General features: G+C 40.2%; 22 protein-coding genes. 8 read left to right on the forward strand and 14 right to left on the reverse strand.

All coding sequences use genetic code 11. From position 1 onward, the window contains the following. Positions 1-6 precede the first annotated feature (6 nt). The gene (locus NITUZ_RS04215; protein ID WP_048195630.1) at positions 7-1,710 is read right to left on the reverse strand and encodes a type II secretion system F family protein; all 1,704 of its coding nucleotides are present in this window, start codon (positions 1,708-1,710) and stop codon (positions 7-9) included. A gap of 44 nt (positions 1,711-1,754) precedes the next feature. Between NITUZ_RS04215 and NITUZ_RS04220 the strand changes: the two genes are divergently transcribed. Next, entirely contained in the window at positions 1,755-2,765 is a 1,011-nt protein-coding gene (locus NITUZ_RS04220; RefSeq protein WP_052370070.1) for a hypothetical protein, read from the forward strand. A gap of 50 nt (positions 2,766-2,815) precedes the next feature. Next, positions 2,816-3,973, forward strand: a complete 1,158-nt coding sequence (locus tag NITUZ_RS04225) for a hypothetical protein (protein ID WP_048195632.1) — start codon at positions 2,816-2,818, stop codon at positions 3,971-3,973. On the opposite strand, the gene NITUZ_RS04230 is transcribed toward NITUZ_RS04225, so the two are convergent. Then, positions 3,935-5,605, reverse strand: coding sequence for a type II/IV secretion system ATPase subunit (locus tag NITUZ_RS04230; RefSeq protein ID WP_244443805.1), 1,671 nt, complete (start codon positions 5,603-5,605; stop codon positions 3,935-3,937). The two genes, NITUZ_RS04225 and NITUZ_RS04230, sit on opposite strands and share 39 nt — an antisense overlap. A 79-nt stretch (positions 5,606-5,684) precedes the next feature. On the opposite strand from NITUZ_RS04230, the gene NITUZ_RS10135 reads away from it, so the two are divergent. Then, positions 5,685-6,137, forward strand: a complete 453-nt coding sequence (locus tag NITUZ_RS10135; protein WP_048195634.1) for an archaellin/type IV pilin N-terminal domain-containing protein — start codon at positions 5,685-5,687, stop codon at positions 6,135-6,137. Next, the gene (locus NITUZ_RS04240) at positions 6,134-6,613 is read left to right on the forward strand and encodes an archaellin/type IV pilin N-terminal domain-containing protein (protein ID WP_048195636.1); all 480 of its coding nucleotides are present in this window, start codon (positions 6,134-6,136) and stop codon (positions 6,611-6,613) included. Before NITUZ_RS10135 ends, NITUZ_RS04240 begins: the two co-directional genes overlap by 4 nt. Before the next feature lie 30 nt (positions 6,614-6,643). Here NITUZ_RS04240 and NITUZ_RS04245 read toward each other — a convergent pair whose 3' ends face one another. The 11 genes from NITUZ_RS04245 to NITUZ_RS04295 form a co-directional block, all read right to left on the reverse strand. Beyond that, positions 6,644-7,252 (reverse strand): helix-turn-helix domain-containing protein, encoded by a 609-nt coding sequence (locus NITUZ_RS04245; RefSeq protein ID WP_048195638.1) that lies wholly within the window; start codon positions 7,250-7,252, stop codon positions 6,644-6,646. Then, positions 7,249-8,199, reverse strand: coding sequence for a ParB/RepB/Spo0J family partition protein (locus tag NITUZ_RS04250; RefSeq protein WP_048195640.1), 951 nt, complete (start codon positions 8,197-8,199; stop codon positions 7,249-7,251). The genes NITUZ_RS04245 and NITUZ_RS04250 overlap by 4 nt, the downstream gene beginning before the upstream one ends. Continuing rightward, the gene (locus tag NITUZ_RS04255; RefSeq protein WP_048195642.1) at positions 8,196-8,858 is read right to left on the reverse strand and encodes a cyclin family protein; all 663 of its coding nucleotides are present in this window, start codon (positions 8,856-8,858) and stop codon (positions 8,196-8,198) included. The genes NITUZ_RS04250 and NITUZ_RS04255 overlap by 4 nt, the downstream gene beginning before the upstream one ends. 161 nt (positions 8,859-9,019) lie before the next feature. Continuing rightward, positions 9,020-9,607, reverse strand: a complete 588-nt coding sequence (locus NITUZ_RS04260) for a hypothetical protein (protein ID WP_048195644.1) — start codon at positions 9,605-9,607, stop codon at positions 9,020-9,022. Between the two features lie 130 nt (positions 9,608-9,737). Further along, the gene (locus NITUZ_RS04265; RefSeq protein ID WP_244443806.1) at positions 9,738-10,796 is read right to left on the reverse strand and encodes a PEFG-CTERM sorting domain-containing protein; all 1,059 of its coding nucleotides are present in this window, start codon (positions 10,794-10,796) and stop codon (positions 9,738-9,740) included. Between the two features lie 148 nt (positions 10,797-10,944). After that, entirely contained in the window at positions 10,945-13,047 is a 2,103-nt protein-coding gene (locus NITUZ_RS04270) for a hydantoinase/oxoprolinase family protein (protein WP_048195650.1), read from the reverse strand. Beyond that, entirely contained in the window at positions 13,028-15,229 is a 2,202-nt protein-coding gene (locus NITUZ_RS04275) for an FTR1 family iron permease (protein WP_244443807.1), read from the reverse strand. Before NITUZ_RS04275 ends, NITUZ_RS04270 begins: the two co-directional genes overlap by 20 nt. Positions 15,230-15,294: 65 nt before the next feature. After that, positions 15,295-15,621, reverse strand: coding sequence for a hypothetical protein (locus NITUZ_RS04280; protein WP_048195657.1), 327 nt, complete (start codon positions 15,619-15,621; stop codon positions 15,295-15,297). A gap of 10 nt (positions 15,622-15,631) precedes the next feature. Next, positions 15,632-15,967 carry a winged helix-turn-helix domain-containing protein gene (locus NITUZ_RS04285; protein WP_048195659.1) on the reverse strand — a complete coding sequence of 112 codons (336 nt, stop codon included), beginning with the start codon at positions 15,965-15,967 and terminating at the stop codon, positions 15,632-15,634. A 78-nt stretch (positions 15,968-16,045) separates the two neighbouring features. After that, entirely contained in the window at positions 16,046-16,774 is a 729-nt protein-coding gene (locus NITUZ_RS04290) for a CbtA family protein (RefSeq protein ID WP_048195661.1), read from the reverse strand. Positions 16,775-16,784: 10 nt separating this feature from the next. Further along, complete coding sequence (locus NITUZ_RS04295) at positions 16,785-17,000, reverse strand: CbtB domain-containing protein (RefSeq protein ID WP_048195664.1); 216 nt, start codon at positions 16,998-17,000, stop codon at positions 16,785-16,787. Positions 17,001-17,061: 61 nt separating this feature from the next. On the opposite strand from NITUZ_RS04295, the gene NITUZ_RS04300 reads away from it, so the two are divergent. Continuing rightward, a complete protein-coding gene (locus NITUZ_RS04300; RefSeq protein ID WP_048195666.1) occupies positions 17,062-17,703 on the forward strand; it encodes a DUF4443 domain-containing protein in 642 nt (213 codons plus the stop codon). 34 nt (positions 17,704-17,737) lie between these two features. Next, a complete protein-coding gene (locus tag NITUZ_RS04305; RefSeq protein WP_048195668.1) occupies positions 17,738-18,385 on the forward strand; it encodes a DsbA family protein in 648 nt (215 codons plus the stop codon). On the opposite strand, the gene NITUZ_RS04310 is transcribed toward NITUZ_RS04305, so the two are convergent. After that, the gene (locus NITUZ_RS04310; RefSeq protein WP_048195669.1) at positions 18,382-18,747 is read right to left on the reverse strand and encodes a hypothetical protein; all 366 of its coding nucleotides are present in this window, start codon (positions 18,745-18,747) and stop codon (positions 18,382-18,384) included. The genes NITUZ_RS04305 and NITUZ_RS04310 overlap by 4 nt on opposite strands. Positions 18,748-18,864: 117 nt before the next feature. On the opposite strand from NITUZ_RS04310, the gene prf1 reads away from it, so the two are divergent. Both prf1 and NITUZ_RS04320 read left to right on the forward strand, forming a co-directional pair. After that, on the forward strand, positions 18,865-20,139 hold the full coding sequence (gene prf1 / locus NITUZ_RS04315) for a peptide chain release factor aRF-1 (protein WP_048196074.1): 1,275 nt from the start codon (positions 18,865-18,867) through the stop codon (positions 20,137-20,139). 69 nt (positions 20,140-20,208) lie between these two features. Continuing rightward, positions 20,209-20,436: a hypothetical protein gene (locus NITUZ_RS04320; RefSeq protein WP_048195671.1), complete on the forward strand. Its 228-nt coding sequence runs from the start codon at positions 20,209-20,211 to the stop codon at positions 20,434-20,436.

The following is a 20,436-nucleotide window of genomic DNA, read 5'->3' on the forward strand; positions in this document are numbered from 1 at the left end:
TTCCACCTAGAACGGCAATCCCTCAAACAGTGTGTCGAAATTGAATTCCTTGAGTGTGGAATATGCATCCATTGCAAGTATTGACAAGATAGCAATTGCACCTATTGCAACTACTCGCCATGTATTGTAGAAGGTAAAATCAACTGCCTTTGTTATCACAAACGCGCTTAGAATGCTGCTAGTCACAATTAGCGTCTTTATCATAGATAGGAATTCTGGAGTTACTGTAACTATGTTTACAAAGTTGCTTCCAAGGCCGAACTGGCTATCTGCCAGTGCTGCATCAGACACTGCAAACTTGAATGTGGAATCACTTATACCTCCCAGCATATCTTGAATTATTCCGGCAGTAAATGCCATTATTACCGGGGATGCAAACACTAACATAGTTAACATTGAAACAGATGATTTTCCTTCCCTTATTGCCTGCTTTGTGTTTGTGATAAATCTGGTGATCGTCTCAAGAATTTTTGGGGTCCCACCTCCAAATTCTGCAATGTATGATAAAATGAAAAAAGATATTTTTGTCATCCATGGTCTGAACGTTACTGCCATCGTACTTGCAGTTGGCGTGGTCCCATAATCTATCAAAACTGCCACTTCGCGGAGCTTTTTCATGAATGTTTGATTGTAATAGCCTTCTTTTGAGAGCTTGATTATTGCAAGCAGTATGTCATAGCCTATTTTCTTATATTCTGTTATATCTCGCAGAAATTGTGGCAGTGCTTGTTCTAGCTTGGCAATTTCCTTGTCTTGTCTTCCTACTATGATGGCGCTGATGGCAGATGGAACCATCATGGCAGCAGCAAGCGTTATCCACAGTTCTTGTCCTAGAACGTGCAATCCGATTCCTGTTGCAAAACCAACTCCAAAAAGAACTGCTAGTTGGTTTTGTGTCAGGCCTATATTGTTAAAGCTTGCAGGCTGCATTGAGCTTATGACTACCCCTATCATCATGGAAAATACGGGCAATCCGACCACTGCAAGGAGTGTTATTTGCTCAATTGAGCTTCCAGGAAGTACGAACGAGATCACCATGATCAAGATGGGTAGGATTATGAGAAGCGTCACTAGTACTTCAACTACTGTGCCAACGTTGTTCGAGTATGCCTGATATTTTTCTTTGAGAAGAATCAGAAATTCCTCTGATCTGTTCTCAAGATATAGTGTTAGATCACCGCCGCTTCTCCATATACTGGTGTATCCAAGAAGCAAATTTGCAAACAGCTGACTTTTATGAGTTCTTCCAAGCTCTTCTAATGCCTCCATCTGAGACATGCCAAAAAATTCTACATTCCTTCTAAGTAACATACCCTCTTTGTCCATTGCTGGAAAGAGGCTTATTCGCTTGAAAATCTGTATGCATTCGTAAAGATTTATTCCTACATTTTGCATGACTGCTGCAAATATGACAAACGCTGGAAGTTCTGACTCGACTTTTTTTCTTCTATCTTGACTTAGCTGTGTTTGTTGCAGCTTTGGGAATAAAAATAGGACAATCCAGATAATGTTGACTGTTACGAATATTGGTGAATAGATTAACGTCAGTGCAATACTGGTAGGCAGTATTATGACTGCTGAGGCGATCATAAAAATTCGAATCTGTTTTAAGAGTCGGACAGTGTGAAGAGGCTTTCCTGCAAACATTACATCGTTATTGATATCATTAATCATATCGTTGAGTGTATTTTCAAGAGTAATCTGGGACATTACGTTGCGTAGGACTGAGTTCTGAATTCTAGTTCACCTAAACATTGAATCTTGATTCTGCTTATAAGAGAAATTCAGACGAAGTATTCAAGGACGAAAATATGAACACAAAATGGGATACCAAAATTAAGAAAAGACTGGGAGTAAGTCCAATACTTGCCACGGTAGTGCTTTTAGGCATTACGGTGGTCGGCGGAGGGCTGACTTTTGCAGTATTTTCTCAAGGTCTAAACACATCGACTTCACAAACACTGGTAGCACTTGAAAATGCACAGGCAGTCAAAGGTACAGGACATGCGGATCTGACGGCAACCATAAAGAACACTGGCTCAAAGCCACTCACAAAAATAGAGATGACTGTATCAAAAACAGATCTTAGTGAACCGATTCTTTATGAAGCATTGCATGAAAATGTACTCGGCTGTGATGCTGATTGTAATCTCTCTACAGCCAAACCACTGGCCAGTCCAAACAACAATGACAATCCGTTAAGAGCACAATGGATTGCACATCTTGACTTGTCTGGAGGAACAAAAGACGTTGCAGACAAAGGCGAGGGCATCTCAGTTGGAAGAAAGTTTGAGCTGACTACTGGCGATCTATCAATGAGAACTATCAAAGTACCGAACGGCACATCAGTTCAAAAGTTGATGGTCAACTTTGGTACTGAGAGAGCCAATAGTAACATCCCCTCAACAGCATTTGCAACATGTACCATTGTTGACAATACCAGCTGGGTAGACTGTCAAGCCTTGTTTGATCAACTAGATCCAAGCGGTGCCAGATACACAAATATCATGTGCAAAGGATCAGGACCTGCAGCAACCCCAACATCAGAGGTTGAATGCAAGGCCTTCTCACACAGAAAGCTGTCTGCGCCATTAGGACCAGGTCAATCAATCCAGATCTATGCAGATGCATTCACCAAAGCAGTTCCTGGTCTCAACAATCAGGTATTGAACTCAGGTGACGGACTTGTGACCAACGTGGTTGCTACTGCTGATGATGGCTCATCAGTCAGAGTTCAAACAGTAATAAAGGTAACTGGAATTTAGACAAAACCCACTCTTTTTTCTTTTTTATACTAATTGATTTGGAATTAATTATGATAGTACAATTAATTCTAGTTTTTTTAATTCCAACGCTGATAGGTAATGCCTTCGCAGCACCTCTTGTTGAGTACTTGAATGATATAACGGATCTACTATACGACAACGAAAATATCTATTTTTTTGAAATTGATAGAAGCATTCAATCACAAACATGGATAGCAGATACAAAAATAATTGAATTAAATGATCATACAAAACATCCTCTTTCTAGTGATTTATTCATATATCCTACGGAGCTTTCTTCAAATGGAGATTATCTTTATTTTGCCACCCTTGCAGACGAATGTGTTGGCTTTATCGCGTGTGATTATCAGAATATAATCCGCGTCTCAAAAATAGATGGAATTTCATCTACATTGGCAACTGGTCTAAAATCTGCAATTCACATCCATATGGAGCCAGATAGTCTCTATGTTTCAGAGTCAAACGGAAACATCTGGGAGATAAACTTTGATGGTACAAAACGTCTCATACACAAAACAGACAACATAATACTTGATGTGGCATATCTTGACGGCAGTGTCTTTTGGATTGAGGAAGTAAATGAGAATCTGCATAAAATCATGGCAAAAAGCGATCAGAGTATATCGCATGTGTCATTTGATTCACCACACACCGTCTATGACACACCAAGTCTTCCTTATTCACTAGATACAAGTAATGGTCGACTTAGGTGGAATGAGATCTATGTGAATTCTACTGAAAATAACGTTAGTGACTATACTGCCATAATGGAATTTGATGGTAAAACCGTAAGGAAGATTTATGAATTTAAAAATACTGCAAACATAGCTAGGTTTGATTCTGTAGCACATTACAAGCCGCATTTGATTGCAGGAGAGTATATCTTTCTGGTTAACAACACCCAAGTCCCATCGTCATTACACATGATTCATCTCTATAATGGTTCTAACACGTTGCTTGATCCAAGTATAACAAATGCGCCCATTTTTCTCAGAGCCGAATCCGATAAGATATTTCTTGTCGGAAAAACAGGCAAAGAATTTAGCATAGATCAGTATTCACTGCCTGTAGTTGTACCAGAGTTTCCAGCAAGCATTCTCATATTAGTCGGCGGGATTATTCTTGTGATTGTCAATAGATTTACAAGACTAGGCCCGTCGAGTCCTAAGTCTTTCAACATCAGATAAAGATTTTGAATTAAGAACCGTTGTGTATTTTTCAATCGGATCATAGTAAAACTTGGCAAGCTCGCGCGTCACTTCGTTGAATCGTAAAATTCCAGAGTTTACCATCTTTGAGAGAAAACACATTCTTGTGACTAGCTGACTTGCTATCTCATCCCGATTCCAACCATTCATGACTCCAATTTCTTTTAGTCTGATGGATCTATCTATTACCTCGTTTATATCTGAAGGAACAAACTGCGATGATGACGCGTCCCATTCTATTATCTTGTTAAGTGATATGCTGCTCTGTCTTGGTATGACCTCCGTTATCTCTGTAATCCTTCTTGATGTTTTGCCGTCAGGATTTACAATTCTTTTTTGGTGCAACAACGCCGAAATAAGCATCTGGCCTCCCACATGCACATTCATCGGCGGGCTTTCCATCCTGACAAATGCCGACGCAGCATCAAAAGCATGAAAGCTTGTAAGACCCCCGTGTCCAGTAGACACTGCCTGTATTAGTGAGGATATTTCTTTTCCTCTGACCTCGCCTACCACGATATAATCTGGCCTTGATCTGAGCGAGAGTTTTATGAGATCATCCATTGTTACCTCGTATTTGTCCTCAAAAATGCTAGAGCTTTTTCTTGTGATGAGTCTCTGCCAGTGAATGTGACCTATTTTCATCTCTGGCGTGTCCTCAATTGTGGTTATCTTCATCTGAGGATTTATCAGAGAGCTCAGAGCGCCTATTGTCGTAGTCTTGCCTGCAGCAGTAGAACCGATTACAAGTAAGAACGCTTTTGACTCTAAGAGCAGCCACACATATGATGCTATCAGCGTATTGAGCGTACCAAGCTCAATTAACTTTGTTATGGTATATGGTTCTTCACTGAATTTTCTTATTGTAAAGTTCGGACCTGGTAGCGATACTTCTTTGCCAAATGTGGCAGCAATCCTACTGCCGTCCTTTGTCATTGTGTCAATATACGGAACTGCAGCAGTCATACTCTTGCCAGTTCTTTGTACAAGTTTTTGCACAAAAGAATTTGCCATCTCAAATGAGTTGAACCAAATGTTGGTATCAAGTATACCGTATTCTCCATATTCCTTGTGTGCCACACCTACTGGTTTGTCAAAACTCTCTTCTACAATATCTTCTATGTTCTGATCTTTCATCAGTACGTCGATTATGCCGTATCCAAAAGAGTCCCGTATGGCATAATACTGCAACTTGTCAAGTATCTTGGTCGTAGATGTGAGCAGACCAAGCTCTTTGCTTATCTCAATTATTTTTTTTCTGATAAAACCTCCAATATCACTTTCGTTTGCGGGAAGATCATATGATAATGAGATAAAAAGATAATTCATTATTTTAGAATAGATTGCTTTCCCCTTTTCACCTATAGGTGGCTCCGATACAAGATAATGCATTTTGCCTGCAGAATCCTTGGCAATGTATACTATACACACTCCTACTCCATATTGCGAGACAACAGAGTATGACTTTAAATCAGGAACAGATATGCTCTGGAGCTCAAATTTTAGGTTAGAGACTTTTTTTGGTTTGGAAGAGAACATTTTGCCAATCTTGCCAAGGATTACCATTTTTGCGGATTTTCCACTGGGCCGCATACTTGTATCGCTTTGCATTCTGTCCTTTCACCTCTCCTGTATTTCCATACATTATGTGCTCGTATTTTCTTTATATAGAGAATTTCAAGTATTGGGTATGAGAAGGGGAATCACTCCAATACTAAGTGTTGTAATCTTGATTGGAATAGCACTTGTGGGAAGTGTGCTTCTAAACGGCCTATCAAAAGACTTTGCAGGCAAAACGTTTGCACAGATAGAGTACAAGGTCTCAAATGTAAATCTGAAAAAAGATTCAGCGGGCTCTTGTTATTTCTCGCTTACGCTTCATAACACCGGAACTCTTCCCATCACCATGACTACGATAAATGCCACATTTACCAACAACACAAAGTGGAATCCGCCAGAGCTTGTGGATGCTACCACCAAGGAACCCGGACACACATATGAGAATACCGTAATGTTTGACGGACATACGTGTGGAAACGTTACAGTCGGGAACACGTACGTGGTCAGAATCCTGGCAAATTCAGCTGATTCATCATTTTCAACATCAATACCAGTAAAGGCATCAAGGGTGGAAAGTGTATGATGCGAAGAGGCATTAGTGAGCTGATCAGCGTAGTGCTTGTAATAGTTATTGTAATATCTGGTATGGGGTTTTACGTGATTGTATCACAACAAAGAATTCTAGGCGATGCACTCAGCGTTAAAGAGGCAATAGTTCTATCCGAGCATCGCATCTCAGAGCTGATCGAACAAGTAAACATGCACAGAGTCAGAAATACCGTGGATTATTCTGTAACGCATTTGTTCAATTACGGAACAAAAGACATTATGATATCTACAATATTTGTAAATGGTACGGAGAAACTGGCTCCGCCTGCAAGATGGTACGTAAGGGATTTAACTGGAACGATAAACTATTCTTCGACGATTCCGCAGAATATGCTGGTCGAACTTGTCATAAATTTTACCGAGAGTACAAATTCCCCAGAGCAGATTACCAACATAATAATCCATACTGAATCAAAAAAATTTATAGAAATATTAAACAAGACAAAATAGCCCGAATTTCATCTAAACATTATGTTATGTTTAGATGGGTTTGAAATCAGCTTTCATTGCCTCTATCTCAGTATGTGTGACATTCAGCATTTGGTCTATTTCTGATTTGTTTATTGAATCATCTGCCTTGATTTTGCATATGGTTCTTCCAAGGTCCGTGATGGTGTAGTATTTTGGCCTAAACCCCTTACCCATTGAATTGACATGCTTTATTCTGGAATGGTATCCATACACAAGATTTTTTTCCTCAAGTCGTTCCAGAATAGCATATGTGTTAGGTATGGGCTTGTGAAAAAAATTTGCAAGGAATTGTAATGATGCCTTGTTTATCTTTGATAATATGTAAAGCGTTGCCTTGGCATCCGAGCCCATCTTAAAGTTCTCATCAATTTGCTGCAAATTCAAAAGAGTTTCCGATTCTATGTTGATTTCGGGCAGGCTGTATTTCTCAACTGCGGCAAGATCAAGATTAAAGTTCTTGTCAACCACATCTTTTATTCTCAAGGACTGGAGAATCTTTTTGACGCGGATTTTTTTCCCGGTGACAGAAGTAAACAGATACTGAATCTCGGATTCATTCAGGCGTGGGTATTTTTGGAGTAATGCGATTATGACAAGCTCATTATTGCCAATTCTCATCTGTCTTCTCTCTTTGAGACTATCAGCGTGAGCTCAAACTCATCGTCGAATTTTTCAATCATATTCTTGAGCTCCTTTCTAGTATAGTTTGCAGAAGTGTATACTTTTGATGTTCTGTTGACATTGAACTGTCGCTTTACGATCACATTATTCTGCTCTACGTATTCATACACTTCGCCTGCTTTTGTTATGTCGTATTTAGAACCGCATTTGCAGACAAAAGGAATTTCGTCAACTCTGCTACCGCCGGTCTTTTTCTTGTATGTCTTTTTTTCTTTCTGATTTGTTATCTTTTCAATCTCATTTATTATTTCATATATGCTTGGAATCGATATCAGTGACTCGTCAGACGGGCCGTACATTATGTCCTGAAATATCCAATCAACCACTTCGACCTGTTTATCAGGTGAGAGCCTTGTCAGCCCTGCAAGGTGTGACGGAGTTATCTGGCTTAAAAGAAACTGGTATTTTCTTTTTGCCACCTTGATGATTTTCTGTATTACCAGTTTTGTATCGTCGTGAAGATCTTTTATTTTCAGCAGCGACGTTATGTAATCCTCGCTTATTCCATAAGCGTCGGCCACTTTTCTTATATCGCCAAGGAGTGTCATGTCCTCATAAACCATATCTGATAGTGGTAACGGGTTAGAGTAGCCTTCCCGATTCAGCTGAAATGACATTATGCGCAATTGATGATGATCTGTTACGGTCTCTGTAATCTTGCATGTTATTTTCTTCAGTCCTGCCTCTGCGGCGGCTGCCACTCTGGAGTGGCCGTCAACTATGTATAACTTATTTCCAATCTGTGCTACAATAGGAGGACTTAGTGCATCGTCTCCACGCTCTTTAACTGCGTAAACCATGTTATGATAATCAGCATCAGATAACACTCGAAACCTCCATGGGTTTTCATTTAGTCTGCCAATCTGAATTTGCTCTATTTTCATTCTAAAATGCCACCTATTTTTGCTCTTATGACACTGCATGTGTTTTGCATTATGGCTTTTTTTGCAGCAAGACTTGGATCTGTGCCAGCAGTCACAATACTTTTCATAGCCCTCCACTTTATCTGCTCAAAGTACTTAGGGTCCGTCTCCCGAAGTACTATGTTCTGAATTTTAGCAAGGTATGCATGAAGATAATATTCTTTGTTTGGAGGCTCTAACCACAGATCAGGATCATCTGCTTTTTTGATAATTCTATTTAGCATCTTTAGCAGAGATTTTTCAGTATGTGGATTCCTCTTTGACATTTTTCCTTCCACCGTGAGAAAAACATCTTCAAGAAGACGAGGTATCTTATGTATTCTACACGCATAAACAGTCGCAAACAATATCGCCTGTTTTTTTGTAATCTTTTTTTTCATTAGCCGTGTGGTTATCTGTATTATCGTCTGAGTAGCGTATGTTGGCAGGTTAAGGTTTTTTGCCACATATAGAATTATTCCTATAATTCCGCTTTTACCAAAAAATCCGACAGTGTGGGATTTCCAATCATCCACGCTTTGAACAAGGGAATATCCAAGTACGATCCCACAGTCCCTGCACACGGTCTCACCTTCGATTTCCGTTGGATGATGCAGACAGCACGCCTCTAAATAAGTCACAATTAGGCTAATCTAATGGTTTTTCTATTAAACTGTTAAATCGTTTTAGCATCATAATATCGGAAGAAATTCCAACTCTATGTTTTATGAAAACGTGATGTTAAAAATATATCTTTTATACCCAAGAAAACGAAAATAAGAAAAAAGATTGGAAAACCAGTCTAGAACGGAGACTTTGGTTTCATCATTTCGTCATATGTAGGATTTTTTGGCATATATCCTGCACATGTAAAGGTGTATTGCTCAAGCACAGCGAATCCGTCCTTTCCGGTAAAGCTTTCCGCCTTGTCAAATTCGGTATTTACCTTGTAGTTTGATATTCCGCATCGCTGATACTCAAAGGTGCGTAGTGTCTTGCCTGACTGAACAATGTCCACAACGACGTCAAATTCCTTATATGGATAGTCTTGCAGAGATCTTGTAGTGTATTGGTGTGTTTGATCTACTGCTTGGTGCAGGTACGGTGTGTTACCTATGACTTTTTGCAGTGTGAATTCAGGTGTGCTGCCACGAGCACCAGAGTTAAACCCTGATGTTTGAGATATTATCTGAAAGTCGTGTTTGACAGTGGCGTCTCTGAACTTGAAAGTTACTACTGGATATGTTGACTCACCGAACAGGTACTGTTCATTCCCTTTCGGTGCATCTGCCGCAGTGATCTCTTTTGTTTCGGACATGCTTACAATCAGTGCAATCGAGGCTATTGCAACAGCTCCGATTAAACTGCTCAGCATGATTTTATTTTTCATGACAATACGTTTTTCAGAAATCTGGTAATAAATTATCTAACTATACTCTCATGTTGTTTTAATAATTTGTTTCAAAATCGTGTTACAAAACAATATAACAATAATGACAAAAGACTCGGTGGTTTAACTTTTAGATTTTCAATGTCAACAAACCTTTACTTTTTGAGATTAGAACAATCATGCCGATTATTCCTGTTGTAAGTATTACCAGTGCAAGCGCTCCAAATTCCGGAATCACTTGTGCAACATTGTCCATCTTGGCAAATATTAGATCAATATGTTGGTTTACTTGTTCTGAAGGTGCATTGTTTCGCATCATAGCTCTGAGGTCTTCACGGAGCATAATCTCGATCTCCTCCATCAGATCTTTATCAATATCTGCAAGAGTCGGCTCTAGAAACTCATAATTATCAAGATATGCCTTTGTTGCAAGCCGTAGTGCTTCATCTTTATCACCTTCCGCGTACTTTACTTTAGTTTCAGCCAATAATGCCCTTATGTTATCAACGTAGACTAGCAAATCAACATCTTCTATTTTTGCTCCCGTAGCTGCACCTACCTCGTTGATTATCCCATTGGCAAGCGTTGCAACATGTTCTGGGTCATCTTTTGTATTATATGCACTCCATAGATCAGCATACATAGCCTCAATCTCATCAGAATCGTGTTTTTCAAGATTGTCTTTTATAGTGTTAAAAATCTGCTGTGATCTCCAAACAAATGCAGAACCATCTTGAAATTCTGCCATTTCTTGAATCTGGTTGTTCATTACTGCTTCCTCATATTCACCAATTGAAGTTTCAAGCAAGCCAATCATAAGCCCCGCTTTGAACACGACATTGTTGCTAAGTTCAGGACCGATTACCAAATTCCTTGCCTCCTCAATGATTGATTTTGCCTCATTAATTGCTACCTGTGCTTCTTCACGAGTTACGTCAGAGCCTGTTTTTTTGCCCAGTTCCAACAAAGTCTTCTGTACTTTTTCATCAAAAGCAATATCCGCTTCCTTCAAATGTGGTTTCATTAGGTCATATAATTCAGCTATCGGATGTGTTGCATGTACAAGCGCAAGCTCTGCGTTCTTTTCATTAAGATTTTTCTCTAGTGCCCAAAAGTGACCCAGAGTTTCTTCAATGTATCCTGCAAATTCCAGTTTCGCATCATCTTCATCCGCGTCGACATGTTGCATTATGGACAATGCTGTAAGTAAAACAACTAAACCTGAAATCGCTAACACTCTTACCATGCTTGCAATTTTTATGCGTATTTTATAAATGAGGAGTAATTTCTAATCAAGTAGAACAGGAGCTTAGAATGAATACTTGTTTTTAGTAAAATTACAAGTCAATTAATATTGCAATGTTTTGCAAATCTTGTACTTCTTGCTTTACTGCATCAATTATCTGTGATGCCGAGATTAAGCTAGAAAAATCCAGTAATTTTAAGTCGTTTATCAGGTAGACCTGTGGTGAGACAATATCTTTTTTTGCATCAAGTATATTTGCCAGTTCATCAATCGACATTTTACCAGAAATTACCTTACCGTTTTTCAAAAAAAGTCTTTGCCTACCATATTTATCCAATACGAGTACTCGTGTTTTGTTTTTTTTGTTAAACAGTTTTTTTTCGGTGATCTCAGATACAAATACAAAATAATGATCCGTCTTGAAAGCTTCTTTTATCCTCTCATTATCTGCATCAAATATCTCACTTGCTCTCGTAATTGCATCTTCTTGCGTGAATACATTTCGTGCGTTATCTGCGCTGTCAAGCTCCACATTTCCTATTGCTGAAACTCGTAGCAGTGATTTTTCCGACACAAATTCACTGTTGACTATGATTGATTCAGGAACTGCCCCGCGCTCTATCATTACAGTGTGTATCTTCCTATGCAAATCAGTGATTTGTTTTGGTGTTGGGTTTACAGTTGTCACTTCAATTTCTTCTTGTAACATGGATGATGCCACTCCTATCGATGAAATGACTTCGGCGTGTTCTGCTAGCTTATAAGACATACCCATCTGTTTTGCAACAAAAGGTACCAATACAGTCGCACCGCCCCCTCCGCCAACTATCTGGGTTCTTCCCTTTTCGAGTCGGAATTCTTTCATTATTTTTGAAATTGTCTTTGTAATTTCAAATGAGGCAGTCTGAATAACAGACATTGCGGCCTCGGTTCCTGAAACATGTAACATCTTCCCTAACATTTCCATCGCAATTTTTGCCGATTCTTGATTTGCGAATGCATAATCATCCCGGCTTATCATTCCAAGTGCATTTGCAGCGCACGTGTTGGTTATGGCAAAGGTCTCATTCTCGCACTCAATTGCAACATATGGTTCTCTATCACTTTGCCTTGGTCGCACTAGTACAATTTTGCCTTTGCTGAGGGAGTTTGGATCTGCAAAACATGCATAATGCATGCCCGCAATATAGGCACTTCTTGGCCCAACTTTGTGTATATGTCCATCTTTTACTTGTATCATACTGCCTCCTGCCACGCCGAGCACTCTAACATCCATTGAGCGCACACATGTAGGATGTTCATTAATTGTTACATACTTGATTTCTGGTTTTCCGTTTTTTATTATGCAGATGTTTGTGCTGGTTCCACCTACTTCGACAAAGATGCCGTTAGTTATCTTCAGGTATAATAGTGCGCCTGCTACGCTTGCCGCCGGACCTGAAAGGATGGTAAGAATAGGTTTTGTTCTAAATGCATCCATGTTTGTCACTCCTCCGTCACCTTTCATTATCATTAATGGTGCTCTGATTCCGGCGTCATGAATTGCACTTTCCACAAAGTTTGCAACTTCAAACGTTTTTGGCAGTACGCTTGCATTGATTGCCGCAGTCAGTGTCCTTATCTCAAGACCATATATTCCTGAAATTTCATGCGATGCTGTGGATGGAAGATTACTGTTTGCGGCATTTTTCATCACAAACAATTCATTTGACGGATCATCAACTCCAAAGGCTTCTGTGGCGACAATCACTTGTGCCCCCTTGCTTTTTAGATAAGATACTGTCTTTTGCACTTCGGACTCTGTAATAAGATGTGAAGTATCTAAAAACGCATGTTCAACAGCAATGTTGTGGTTAGAGTTTTTTTCATCAAGACGGGTTCTTTTCATTATGGTATTCTTTTCAGGCATAACTCCCATGGCGATTATTCCGACTTTGGCAGTGTCTGCCTCAAGAAGTGCATTCATTGCCTGGGTAGTGCTATGCGAGATAAGTTCAATATCGGATATATCGATACCGGATTTTGTTATTTTTGCTAACGCATCTATTATCCCTTCAGAGACTCCTCTTTTTGCAGTATGAGTTGTCGGAACTGTGGCTTTTGCCACTATACTACCCGTTCGTAAATCTAGTGCAATCGCTTTTGTGAAGGTGCCTCCAACATCAATTCCGATTCTAATACGCTTGGAACTCATCTGCCTTGCCTCTTGATTTGCGCATCGATAGTATTTTTTGCTCTTTTCTTGGTCTTAGTACTAACACGTATAGTGATGCAGTAAGGTAAACTCCAAGCAAGGCAATCTGTGCAATCAAGGTCTCACGTGTTGGATAAATGCCAGTCATCTTTGCCATATTAATATCAAGTCGTGGAATTGTTCCCAGCATGCCCGTATATGGAACAATGTCTAATGTCTGTAATTCCCGTACGGCATTACCCAAAAATGCGATAGACAAGTATGCGCCAACTCCCATTGTGAGTGCAAAGAGAAGTTTAAGAGGAAGTCTTTTTCCAAGTTTTCTTGTAACATAATATACTCCAAGAAGAACTGCAAGGCCAGCTACGAATCCAATTCCAACATAAAATTCCATATATTTTGCAAAACCAAACATTGCCTCATAAAACAGTACTGTCTCAAATCCCTCTCGATATACGGTAAAGAATGCCAACATGACAAACACTACGGTGCCGCCAGTTGTGGTTGCTTGCCACACCTTGGCTTTGACAAACTCCATCCACTTTTTGTGTTCTATCTTATTTAATATCCAAAAACTCACATAGAATAGTACAGCAGTTGCAGACAAGGCAGCAACTGCCTCGATTAGCTCCCTGTTTGCACCGGAAATCGTGATGACATATGATGCAACAAGCCACGTTACGGCGGTTGCACCTATTGCCAAAATCACGCCATAATACACGTATGGTTTGAATCTTGCGTTTCTTGATGCTTCCAAATACGTCAGGATGGCGCCAAGAACGAGTACTGATTCTAGTCCTTCTCGAAACACAACTGCAAATGAGGATGTGAATGCGATTGTGGGCGCCAAGTGTCCGGTTCCAGTCACAAGTCTTTCTGACTCATCAAGACTGCGCCTCACTGCAACAGTGGCCTCCTGGACATCCTCATACGGTGCACGTTGATTTATAAGGTTTCTAAGCTCGGCAAACTGCAGTTCGACTTCCAAAGTAAAATCAGGATCGATTGCGCGCAACGGGATTTCCACATGCTCATAGCTATCCAGATACGCAGTTCTAGCCGAGGTAAATGCAGTTTGATAGTTTTTCTCTCTGTATTGGCTCAACATTGTCTCAAGAGTGTCACGGATAAAATCTATGTTTCCTCGAACTCCAGATTTTTCATTTTCTGTTGCAGAACCCATAGGTAACATCTCTTTTTTTGCAGAGATGGGCATATTTGCTTCCTGACGGTTCAGATTACCCACCATCGTTTCTGCATTAGCCAAATCCACAAGTATGGGATCATTGATGAAATCACGAATCTCCTCGTATGATCTCTTTTGTTTTACCATGTTTCTGAGATCCTCACGCATGTTGATTTCCATTTTGTGTAAGAGTTCCGTGTCAACGGATTCGATGTCTGCCTCAAGGTATTCAAAATTATCAAGATACGCTGATATGACATATTCTTCCGCTCTTGCATAATTACCCTGCTTAATTTCTGCCAGCGACTCTTCGTATAGATACCTAATCGTATTGTATAGAGTCGAGGAATCGGAGGATACGGTGTCCGTTCCTGTCAGATCACGTTGAATTGTGGTTATTAGCTTGCCAACAGATACAAAGTCCTTCCTTTCAGACATCTGTGCTTTTAAATCAGAAAAAAACGAGTTGATTTCACTCTGTTGTCTTTGATCAAACATATCTACATCAGAAAACAAATTCATGCTCTTGTCTACTAAGGATTCCGCAAGATTGTAATACGCATCATTTTCAATAGACGCTTGATACACCTCATCAGCTGTAGAAAGCATGATAGATATCACAAGAGGCAGTTGCCCAGAAACTGGAGCTTTTTCAAGATATGATTTAGCAATCATGATATCAGAAAGAATTTCGTCCCGTTTTGCATCTTGTTCTATTTTGGAATGCAGATCAAGAATTAGAATATGTAAATCATCGACATGTTCAAAATCTGAGTTTCTTATTTGGCCCAGCTGCCTACCGTAATAATCAGCTGTAAATTTTGAGTATATCTTTGCATAGTGCATATTACCATCCATAATACTGGATTTTGTGAGATCTAATCCTATGCCAGTTACCTTTCCTGCAGCATCAGCTAATGGTGCGTCTTGTGCATACACATTATCAATTAACAACACAGTTGCAAACAAAATTGCAAGCGCTAAACGAGATATCAATGTCTGTGGTATGACAAATCTGATTATTTAAAACAGAAATCCATTCCAAAATCATAGAACGGTATCTAGTTTGATTGCAGCTTTAATACAGGAGTCATACCTCCTAGCACAATCTCTGCTTTCTTAATCCTGCTTTTGTAAAACTTAATCTTTTTCCCTGCCGGTGAAATTTCATATTTGTCAACATATACCAATGTTAGATTCTCCAAATTCGTCAGTATTTTGTATACTGTGGAAATTGCCATGTTCTGATCATCAGAGATTGTTTGCGCATCTTTTGCCGAGTTAATAATTGAAAACAGAACGGAACGTGAATAAATGTTTGATAACGTCTCAATTATTTGCTGAGTTACATCGTACTGGCTGAGTTGAAAGATGGTATTTTTTCTCATATAAACAAAATCACATGCTGTTCGGTGCAAGAACCAGTATTGGCTCTGGTTTTTTTATGCTAATGTCGGCCTTACTTATCCTACTTCTGTACACCTTGAACTTTCTTCCCTTCTCTGATATCATCCATCTTTCCACATGTATTAGTGTTAAATCCTCAAGGTCTGCAAGCTTTTTGTAAACTGAGCTTAGCGGTATCTTGTATTTGTCTGCAATTTCGGCTGCAGTCCGACCCTGTTTTATCAAAGAAAACAGGATCGTCCTGGATTCAGCGTCTGCTAGAGCCTCTATGACTTTTTGTGTTACGTCATATTTTTTAAGTTGGGGTAGGGTAAACTTTCGGCTCAACTGTCAGTGATGTTAGATTGCCGTTTAAATAAAATGTTATTATTCTTGTTTTATAGAATGAGAAGAGAAAACAAGGAATTAGTTGCTAAATTTTGACTGCGGAATACGATCAGGTTGCAGTTTTTGCCACAATGCGCCTAGTATGACGCCGACAGAAAGCCAGAATGCAGAAACTGCTACTGCCGAAGTTATTCTAAACCCGTTAACCAAATCCTCTGGGGCAGTAACAGGGTCAGGATTTGCAGGCATTATTACAAAGGCTGCAGAGACTAGTGCCGCATACCCTACAAACGCTAGGAACTTTTTATTTATCCTCTTATAGATTTGGTAAAACCCAAGAGCGCCAAAGCCAGAGATTGCTATGAATCCAAGATAGAGTGCCTGCCTTAGCACTATTGTTTCGGGGTCTCCCACAGTTGGTGGATTTGCCGGATATTTGAGCAATGGTATGACATACAGTGTGGCCCACATTATTGCTGCCAAGAACAACGATTTTTTGATAAAACCTGTACCTGGCAAAACTTTACGTGAAAAACCGAAAACTATCCCAAATAATGCACCAATTGATGTACCTAGTATGGCACCTGCCAGCAACTGGCCGCCTTTCTGCCATATCCTGTATGCGGCATACTCTGCCTGAAATTCTGCCGTATTTTCTGCCTCCCCTGTGGCAAACAGATGCTCATTCTCAATTCCTATTGCAGTGTCAAGATAAGGCTCAACAATTGCCAAATTCACAAGGCCATGGATGATGCCTGCAGTGCATCCAGCCAAAAGCACTATGGCGATAAAAAGAGACGTTTTCATGACAGATCAGCTAGTGACAGGGAAATCCTGCGGCATGTCTCATGTCATGTGTGAGCTCGTGTATGTACATGTCAGCATATGCCTGGTCGCCGAAAGCAATGCTAAACAGATGACCTTGGTCATAGCCGACTACGAACATTCCAAATGCAAACACTGCAGCTAGTGCAAGCAGCGCCAATTTTGGAACAGATGTCTTTGAAACTGCAATCTCTTTTGAGATAGACATGCAAATCGTGTCCAGATGAATGTATTTAAATTCTTGGATGAATCATCCAATATTTAATAAAATGAACTCAAGACAACAAATACAGATTTTGCAAAATATCATTTCAAGAAAAGGATCAAGCAAAATTCTCACCTTCTCAATGCCGCATGTCTTCAAGGCGCTCCAGATGCTCTATTACGAACCTTACGTTAGCAGGGCATCATTTTGTACCAGCCTGTACATGGGCGAGGGCGCAGTAAAAACAATGATCTTGCACTTGAAAAAAGAAGGTATGGCAGACTCTACAAAGTCCGGAACGTTCTTGACCCAGAAGGGAAGGAGATTTATGAAAAACCTTCTTGACAACATACCTGCAGAGTGCGAAATCAAAAAATGCTCAATATCTATAGGAAAGTTCAACCATGCAATACTGCTAAAAAAATATGCGTTTGCAACAAAATCCGGAACCGAACAAAGAGATTTTGCTATAATGTATGGGGCTACAGGCGCCACAACGATAATTTTCCGTGATGGCAGATTTACGTTTCCAAATGATACTGCTGACTGCCTGCTGAACGATAAGAACACAAAAAAGACATTATGTAATTTTCTAAAGCCCGAGAATGAGGATATGATAATAATAACATCTGCAAACGAGCCTTTTGTAGCAGAAATCTCTGCAAAAAACTCTGCTTTATGGACAATGGCAACTCATACCAGATAGCAAACTATTTGAAACTGTGAAATTTCGATAATCTGTGGTAAAATACCATCTAATTGCAATTCCTGTGGTAATAGGAATAGTAGCAGGCATCTTTGCGTCATCTTATTTTGGAAATCAGAATGATGATACGGTCGGATTTACAAAAAACGAGATAATCCGAAACGGCTCGCCAATACTTGGAAACTCGTTTGCACCAGTCACAATCGTAGAATTCGGAGACTATCAATGTACTTATTGTATGAAATTTCATAGCTCAAGCCTTGAGACCATAAAGGAGGAATATATCCAAGCAGGGAAAGTCAACTTGGTGTTTCAGGACTTTGCCCTGAACGGCCCCGCATCAGTTCTTGCCGCCGAGGCATCACACTGCGCCAAGGACCAAAACAAATTCTGGGAATACCACGATGAGATATACAAGAACTGGAACGGCGAGAACACAGGCTGGGTTACAAAAGATTCTCTTAGAGAATTTGCCAAATCAGTAGACCTGCAGATGGAACAGTTTGATTCTTGTCTTGATTCGTCAAAATACAGAGAGCAAGTGCTTCAAACATACGATCTTGGCGAAAAGCTTGGAATCAACGCAACTCCATCATTTCTTATAATCAGCGGAGATAGAATTATCAAAATAACTGGAAACCAGCCAATCGACGTGTTTAGAAAGACACTTGATGGTCTTTAGATAATCTTGCGCATCTCAAGGGCAATATTTTTATCATATTTTGGATTTGACTCCAAGAACCCCCGCATCGTAAGCGATTTTATACATTGAGCAAGATACTGCGGCTCAACACCGCCAAATCGCGAAGCCTTTTTTGAGACGTCCTTGTACAGGCTCTCATTTTCCATGTTCATTGTCTGGCACATGTTGACTCGGAGCAGTATGCCTAGCGTTACAAGCTTGTACATCGAAGCAGGCCTTTCCTCAAGATAAATCTCCGATACCAGATCCTCGATGTGATAGAATCCCCTGGCAGTCAGTCTGTATCTGAGCATCTTTGGATAGTCAGTTATTGGTATGCAGTATGGTATCTGTTCGTCCACGCTGCAACAAAACTTGCTATATTAATGACTAGTGCGGTACTTTGGAGCGAAATTAAATTCCAATTTGGAAACGTTATAGCCAAACTTCTTAATATTGAGCCTCTCAAGGCTCAGGTGATGGGCAAGATCAATATTGAAAAGCAAGACTCTGTGAAAATCTACAAGATAAAGAAAACTCTTGATGAGCTATCACGTATTTCGGGCAGGGGTACTGAGCTTATCTCAGTATACATACCAAAAGGCAAGCAGCTCCACATGGTCATAAACAACCTACGTGAGGAGCAAGGAACTGCAGATAATATAAAATCAGATCTGACAAGGTCGCATGTGGTGGACGCTCTCTCAAGGGTCCAGCAAAGGTTAAAGCTATACAAGAACACACCAGAGCATGGCCTTGTAATATTCTGTGGTGCACTGCCGCCGGAAGGAGGAGGCCCAATAGGCAGCGAGGTAATCAAGGTCTGGGAGATAGAGCCCCCAAAGGATCTTTCCACATTCCTGTATAGATGCGATGATCACTTTCATGTAGATATACTAAAAGACATGCTAAAAGACGACAACCTAATTGGTTTTCTGGCAATAGATACAAAGGATGCAGGATGGGGCCTGCTGCATGGTGATAAAATCGAAGTACTCCGTGAGACCAGCTCAGGCGTTGCAGGAAAACACAGGCAAGGAGGCCAGTCGGCAAGAAGATTTGAGCGGCTCAGAGAGATGGAGCTTAGTTACTATTACAACAGAGTAGCCGAGGTCACAAAAGAGTTTTTCATCGACATTTATCCAATAAAGGGGCTCATAGTGTCAGGACCCGGTCCCACAAAGGAAGATTTTTTGAAATCAAACTATCTTGAATACAGATTGCAGAACATGGTGATTGCCACTCTTGATACGTCATATTCTGGTGCTGAGGGAATACGTGAGGCTTTCTTAAAAGCTCAAGACGTCTTGTCCGATTTCCGATTATCTGAGGAGAAAAAGCTGGTAGAGAAGCTTTTCCGGGAGATAAACGCCCGTTCAGGCCTTGGGGTGTATGGAATGGCAGACATATTACAACTGCTCAAAAATAACGTAGTTGATACACTACTGATAACCGATGATACAAATCTTTATCGACTGGAAGTAAAATGCAAGCGATGTCAGAATGTACAAGAGGAAATAATCGAGCGTCCCAAGCTCATCCCAAGACAGACTGAGATGCTCAACAAGCCATGTCCTGCTTGCAAGAGCATGGACCAAGAGGCAGTATCACAAGATATCGTAGATTACATCTCCCTGATTGCAACTCCTGTCGGCACAAAGGTCGAGGTCATATCAGGTGCCTCAGAATATGGAGCAATGCTAAGCAGCCTTGGCAAAATAGGCGCCATCTTAAGGTACAATCCCAACCAGTAATAATCAGAAATTGTTTGCATGAAACGATCATCATGCAGTTAATTTTCAATAGACACAGTATGTCTTGAAATGAAGTCAGCTACCAAGACAAGAGTTGCCATCATCTCTGGCATAGCCATGATAGTGTTTGTCGCATCTTTTGTTGGACTGCCATTTATCGAAGAGTCTGCATTGCAAAAAGCCCAGCAAGAAAGTATAAAAAAGACGGAGCAATCTGAGGAAAGAATGTTAGAGGTAATAGCACAGGAAAAAGCAGAGCTTGAGGCAAAAATTGGCGGCAGGCTCAGCATACCTTGA

The sequence above is a fragment of the Candidatus Nitrosotenuis uzonensis genome (genome assembly GCF_000723185.1).
In the GTDB taxonomy this organism is placed as follows: domain Archaea; phylum Thermoproteota; class Nitrososphaeria; order Nitrososphaerales; family Nitrosopumilaceae; genus Nitrosotenuis; species Nitrosotenuis uzonensis.

Excerpts from the sequence above, each read along its gene's own strand:
- NITUZ_RS04280 (WP_048195657.1), bottom strand. The coding sequence starts at position 15,621 with ATGAGAAAAAATACCATCTTTCAACTCAGCCAGTACGATGTAACTCAG.
- NITUZ_RS04225 (WP_048195632.1), top strand. The coding sequence starts at position 2,816 with ATGATAGTACAATTAATTCTAGTTTTTTTAATTCCAACGCTGATAGGT.
- NITUZ_RS04295 (WP_048195664.1), bottom strand. The coding sequence starts at position 17,000 with ATGTCTATCTCAAAAGAGATTGCAGTTTCAAAGACATCTGTTCCAAAA.
- NITUZ_RS04215 (WP_048195630.1), bottom strand. The coding sequence starts at position 1,710 with ATGTCCCAGATTACTCTTGAAAATACACTCAACGATATGATTAATGAT.
- NITUZ_RS04250 (WP_048195640.1), bottom strand. The coding sequence starts at position 8,199 with ATGAAAATAGAGCAAATTCAGATTGGCAGACTAAATGAAAACCCATGG.
- NITUZ_RS04240 (WP_048195636.1), top strand. The coding sequence starts at position 6,134 with ATGATGCGAAGAGGCATTAGTGAGCTGATCAGCGTAGTGCTTGTAATA.
- NITUZ_RS04245 (WP_048195638.1), bottom strand. The coding sequence starts at position 7,252 with ATGAGAATTGGCAATAATGAGCTTGTCATAATCGCATTACTCCAAAAA.
- NITUZ_RS10135 (WP_048195634.1), top strand. The coding sequence starts at position 5,685 with ATGAGAAGGGGAATCACTCCAATACTAAGTGTTGTAATCTTGATTGGA.
- NITUZ_RS04230 (WP_244443805.1), bottom strand. The coding sequence starts at position 5,605 with ATGCAAAGCGATACAAGTATGCGGCCCAGTGGAAAATCCGCAAAAATG.
- NITUZ_RS04270 (WP_048195650.1), bottom strand. The coding sequence starts at position 13,047 with ATGAGTTCCAAGCGTATTAGAATCGGAATTGATGTTGGAGGCACCTTC.
- NITUZ_RS04265 (WP_244443806.1), bottom strand. The coding sequence starts at position 10,796 with ATGCAACATGTCGACGCGGATGAAGATGATGCGAAACTGGAATTTGCA.
- prf1 (WP_048196074.1), top strand. The coding sequence starts at position 18,865 with ATGGGCAAGATCAATATTGAAAAGCAAGACTCTGTGAAAATCTACAAG.
- NITUZ_RS04260 (WP_048195644.1), bottom strand. The coding sequence starts at position 9,607 with ATGAAAAATAAAATCATGCTGAGCAGTTTAATCGGAGCTGTTGCAATA.
- NITUZ_RS04320 (WP_048195671.1), top strand. The coding sequence starts at position 20,209 with ATGAAGTCAGCTACCAAGACAAGAGTTGCCATCATCTCTGGCATAGCC.
- NITUZ_RS04290 (WP_048195661.1), bottom strand. The coding sequence starts at position 16,774 with ATGAAAACGTCTCTTTTTATCGCCATAGTGCTTTTGGCTGGATGCACT.
- NITUZ_RS04300 (WP_048195666.1), top strand. The coding sequence starts at position 17,062 with ATGAACTCAAGACAACAAATACAGATTTTGCAAAATATCATTTCAAGA.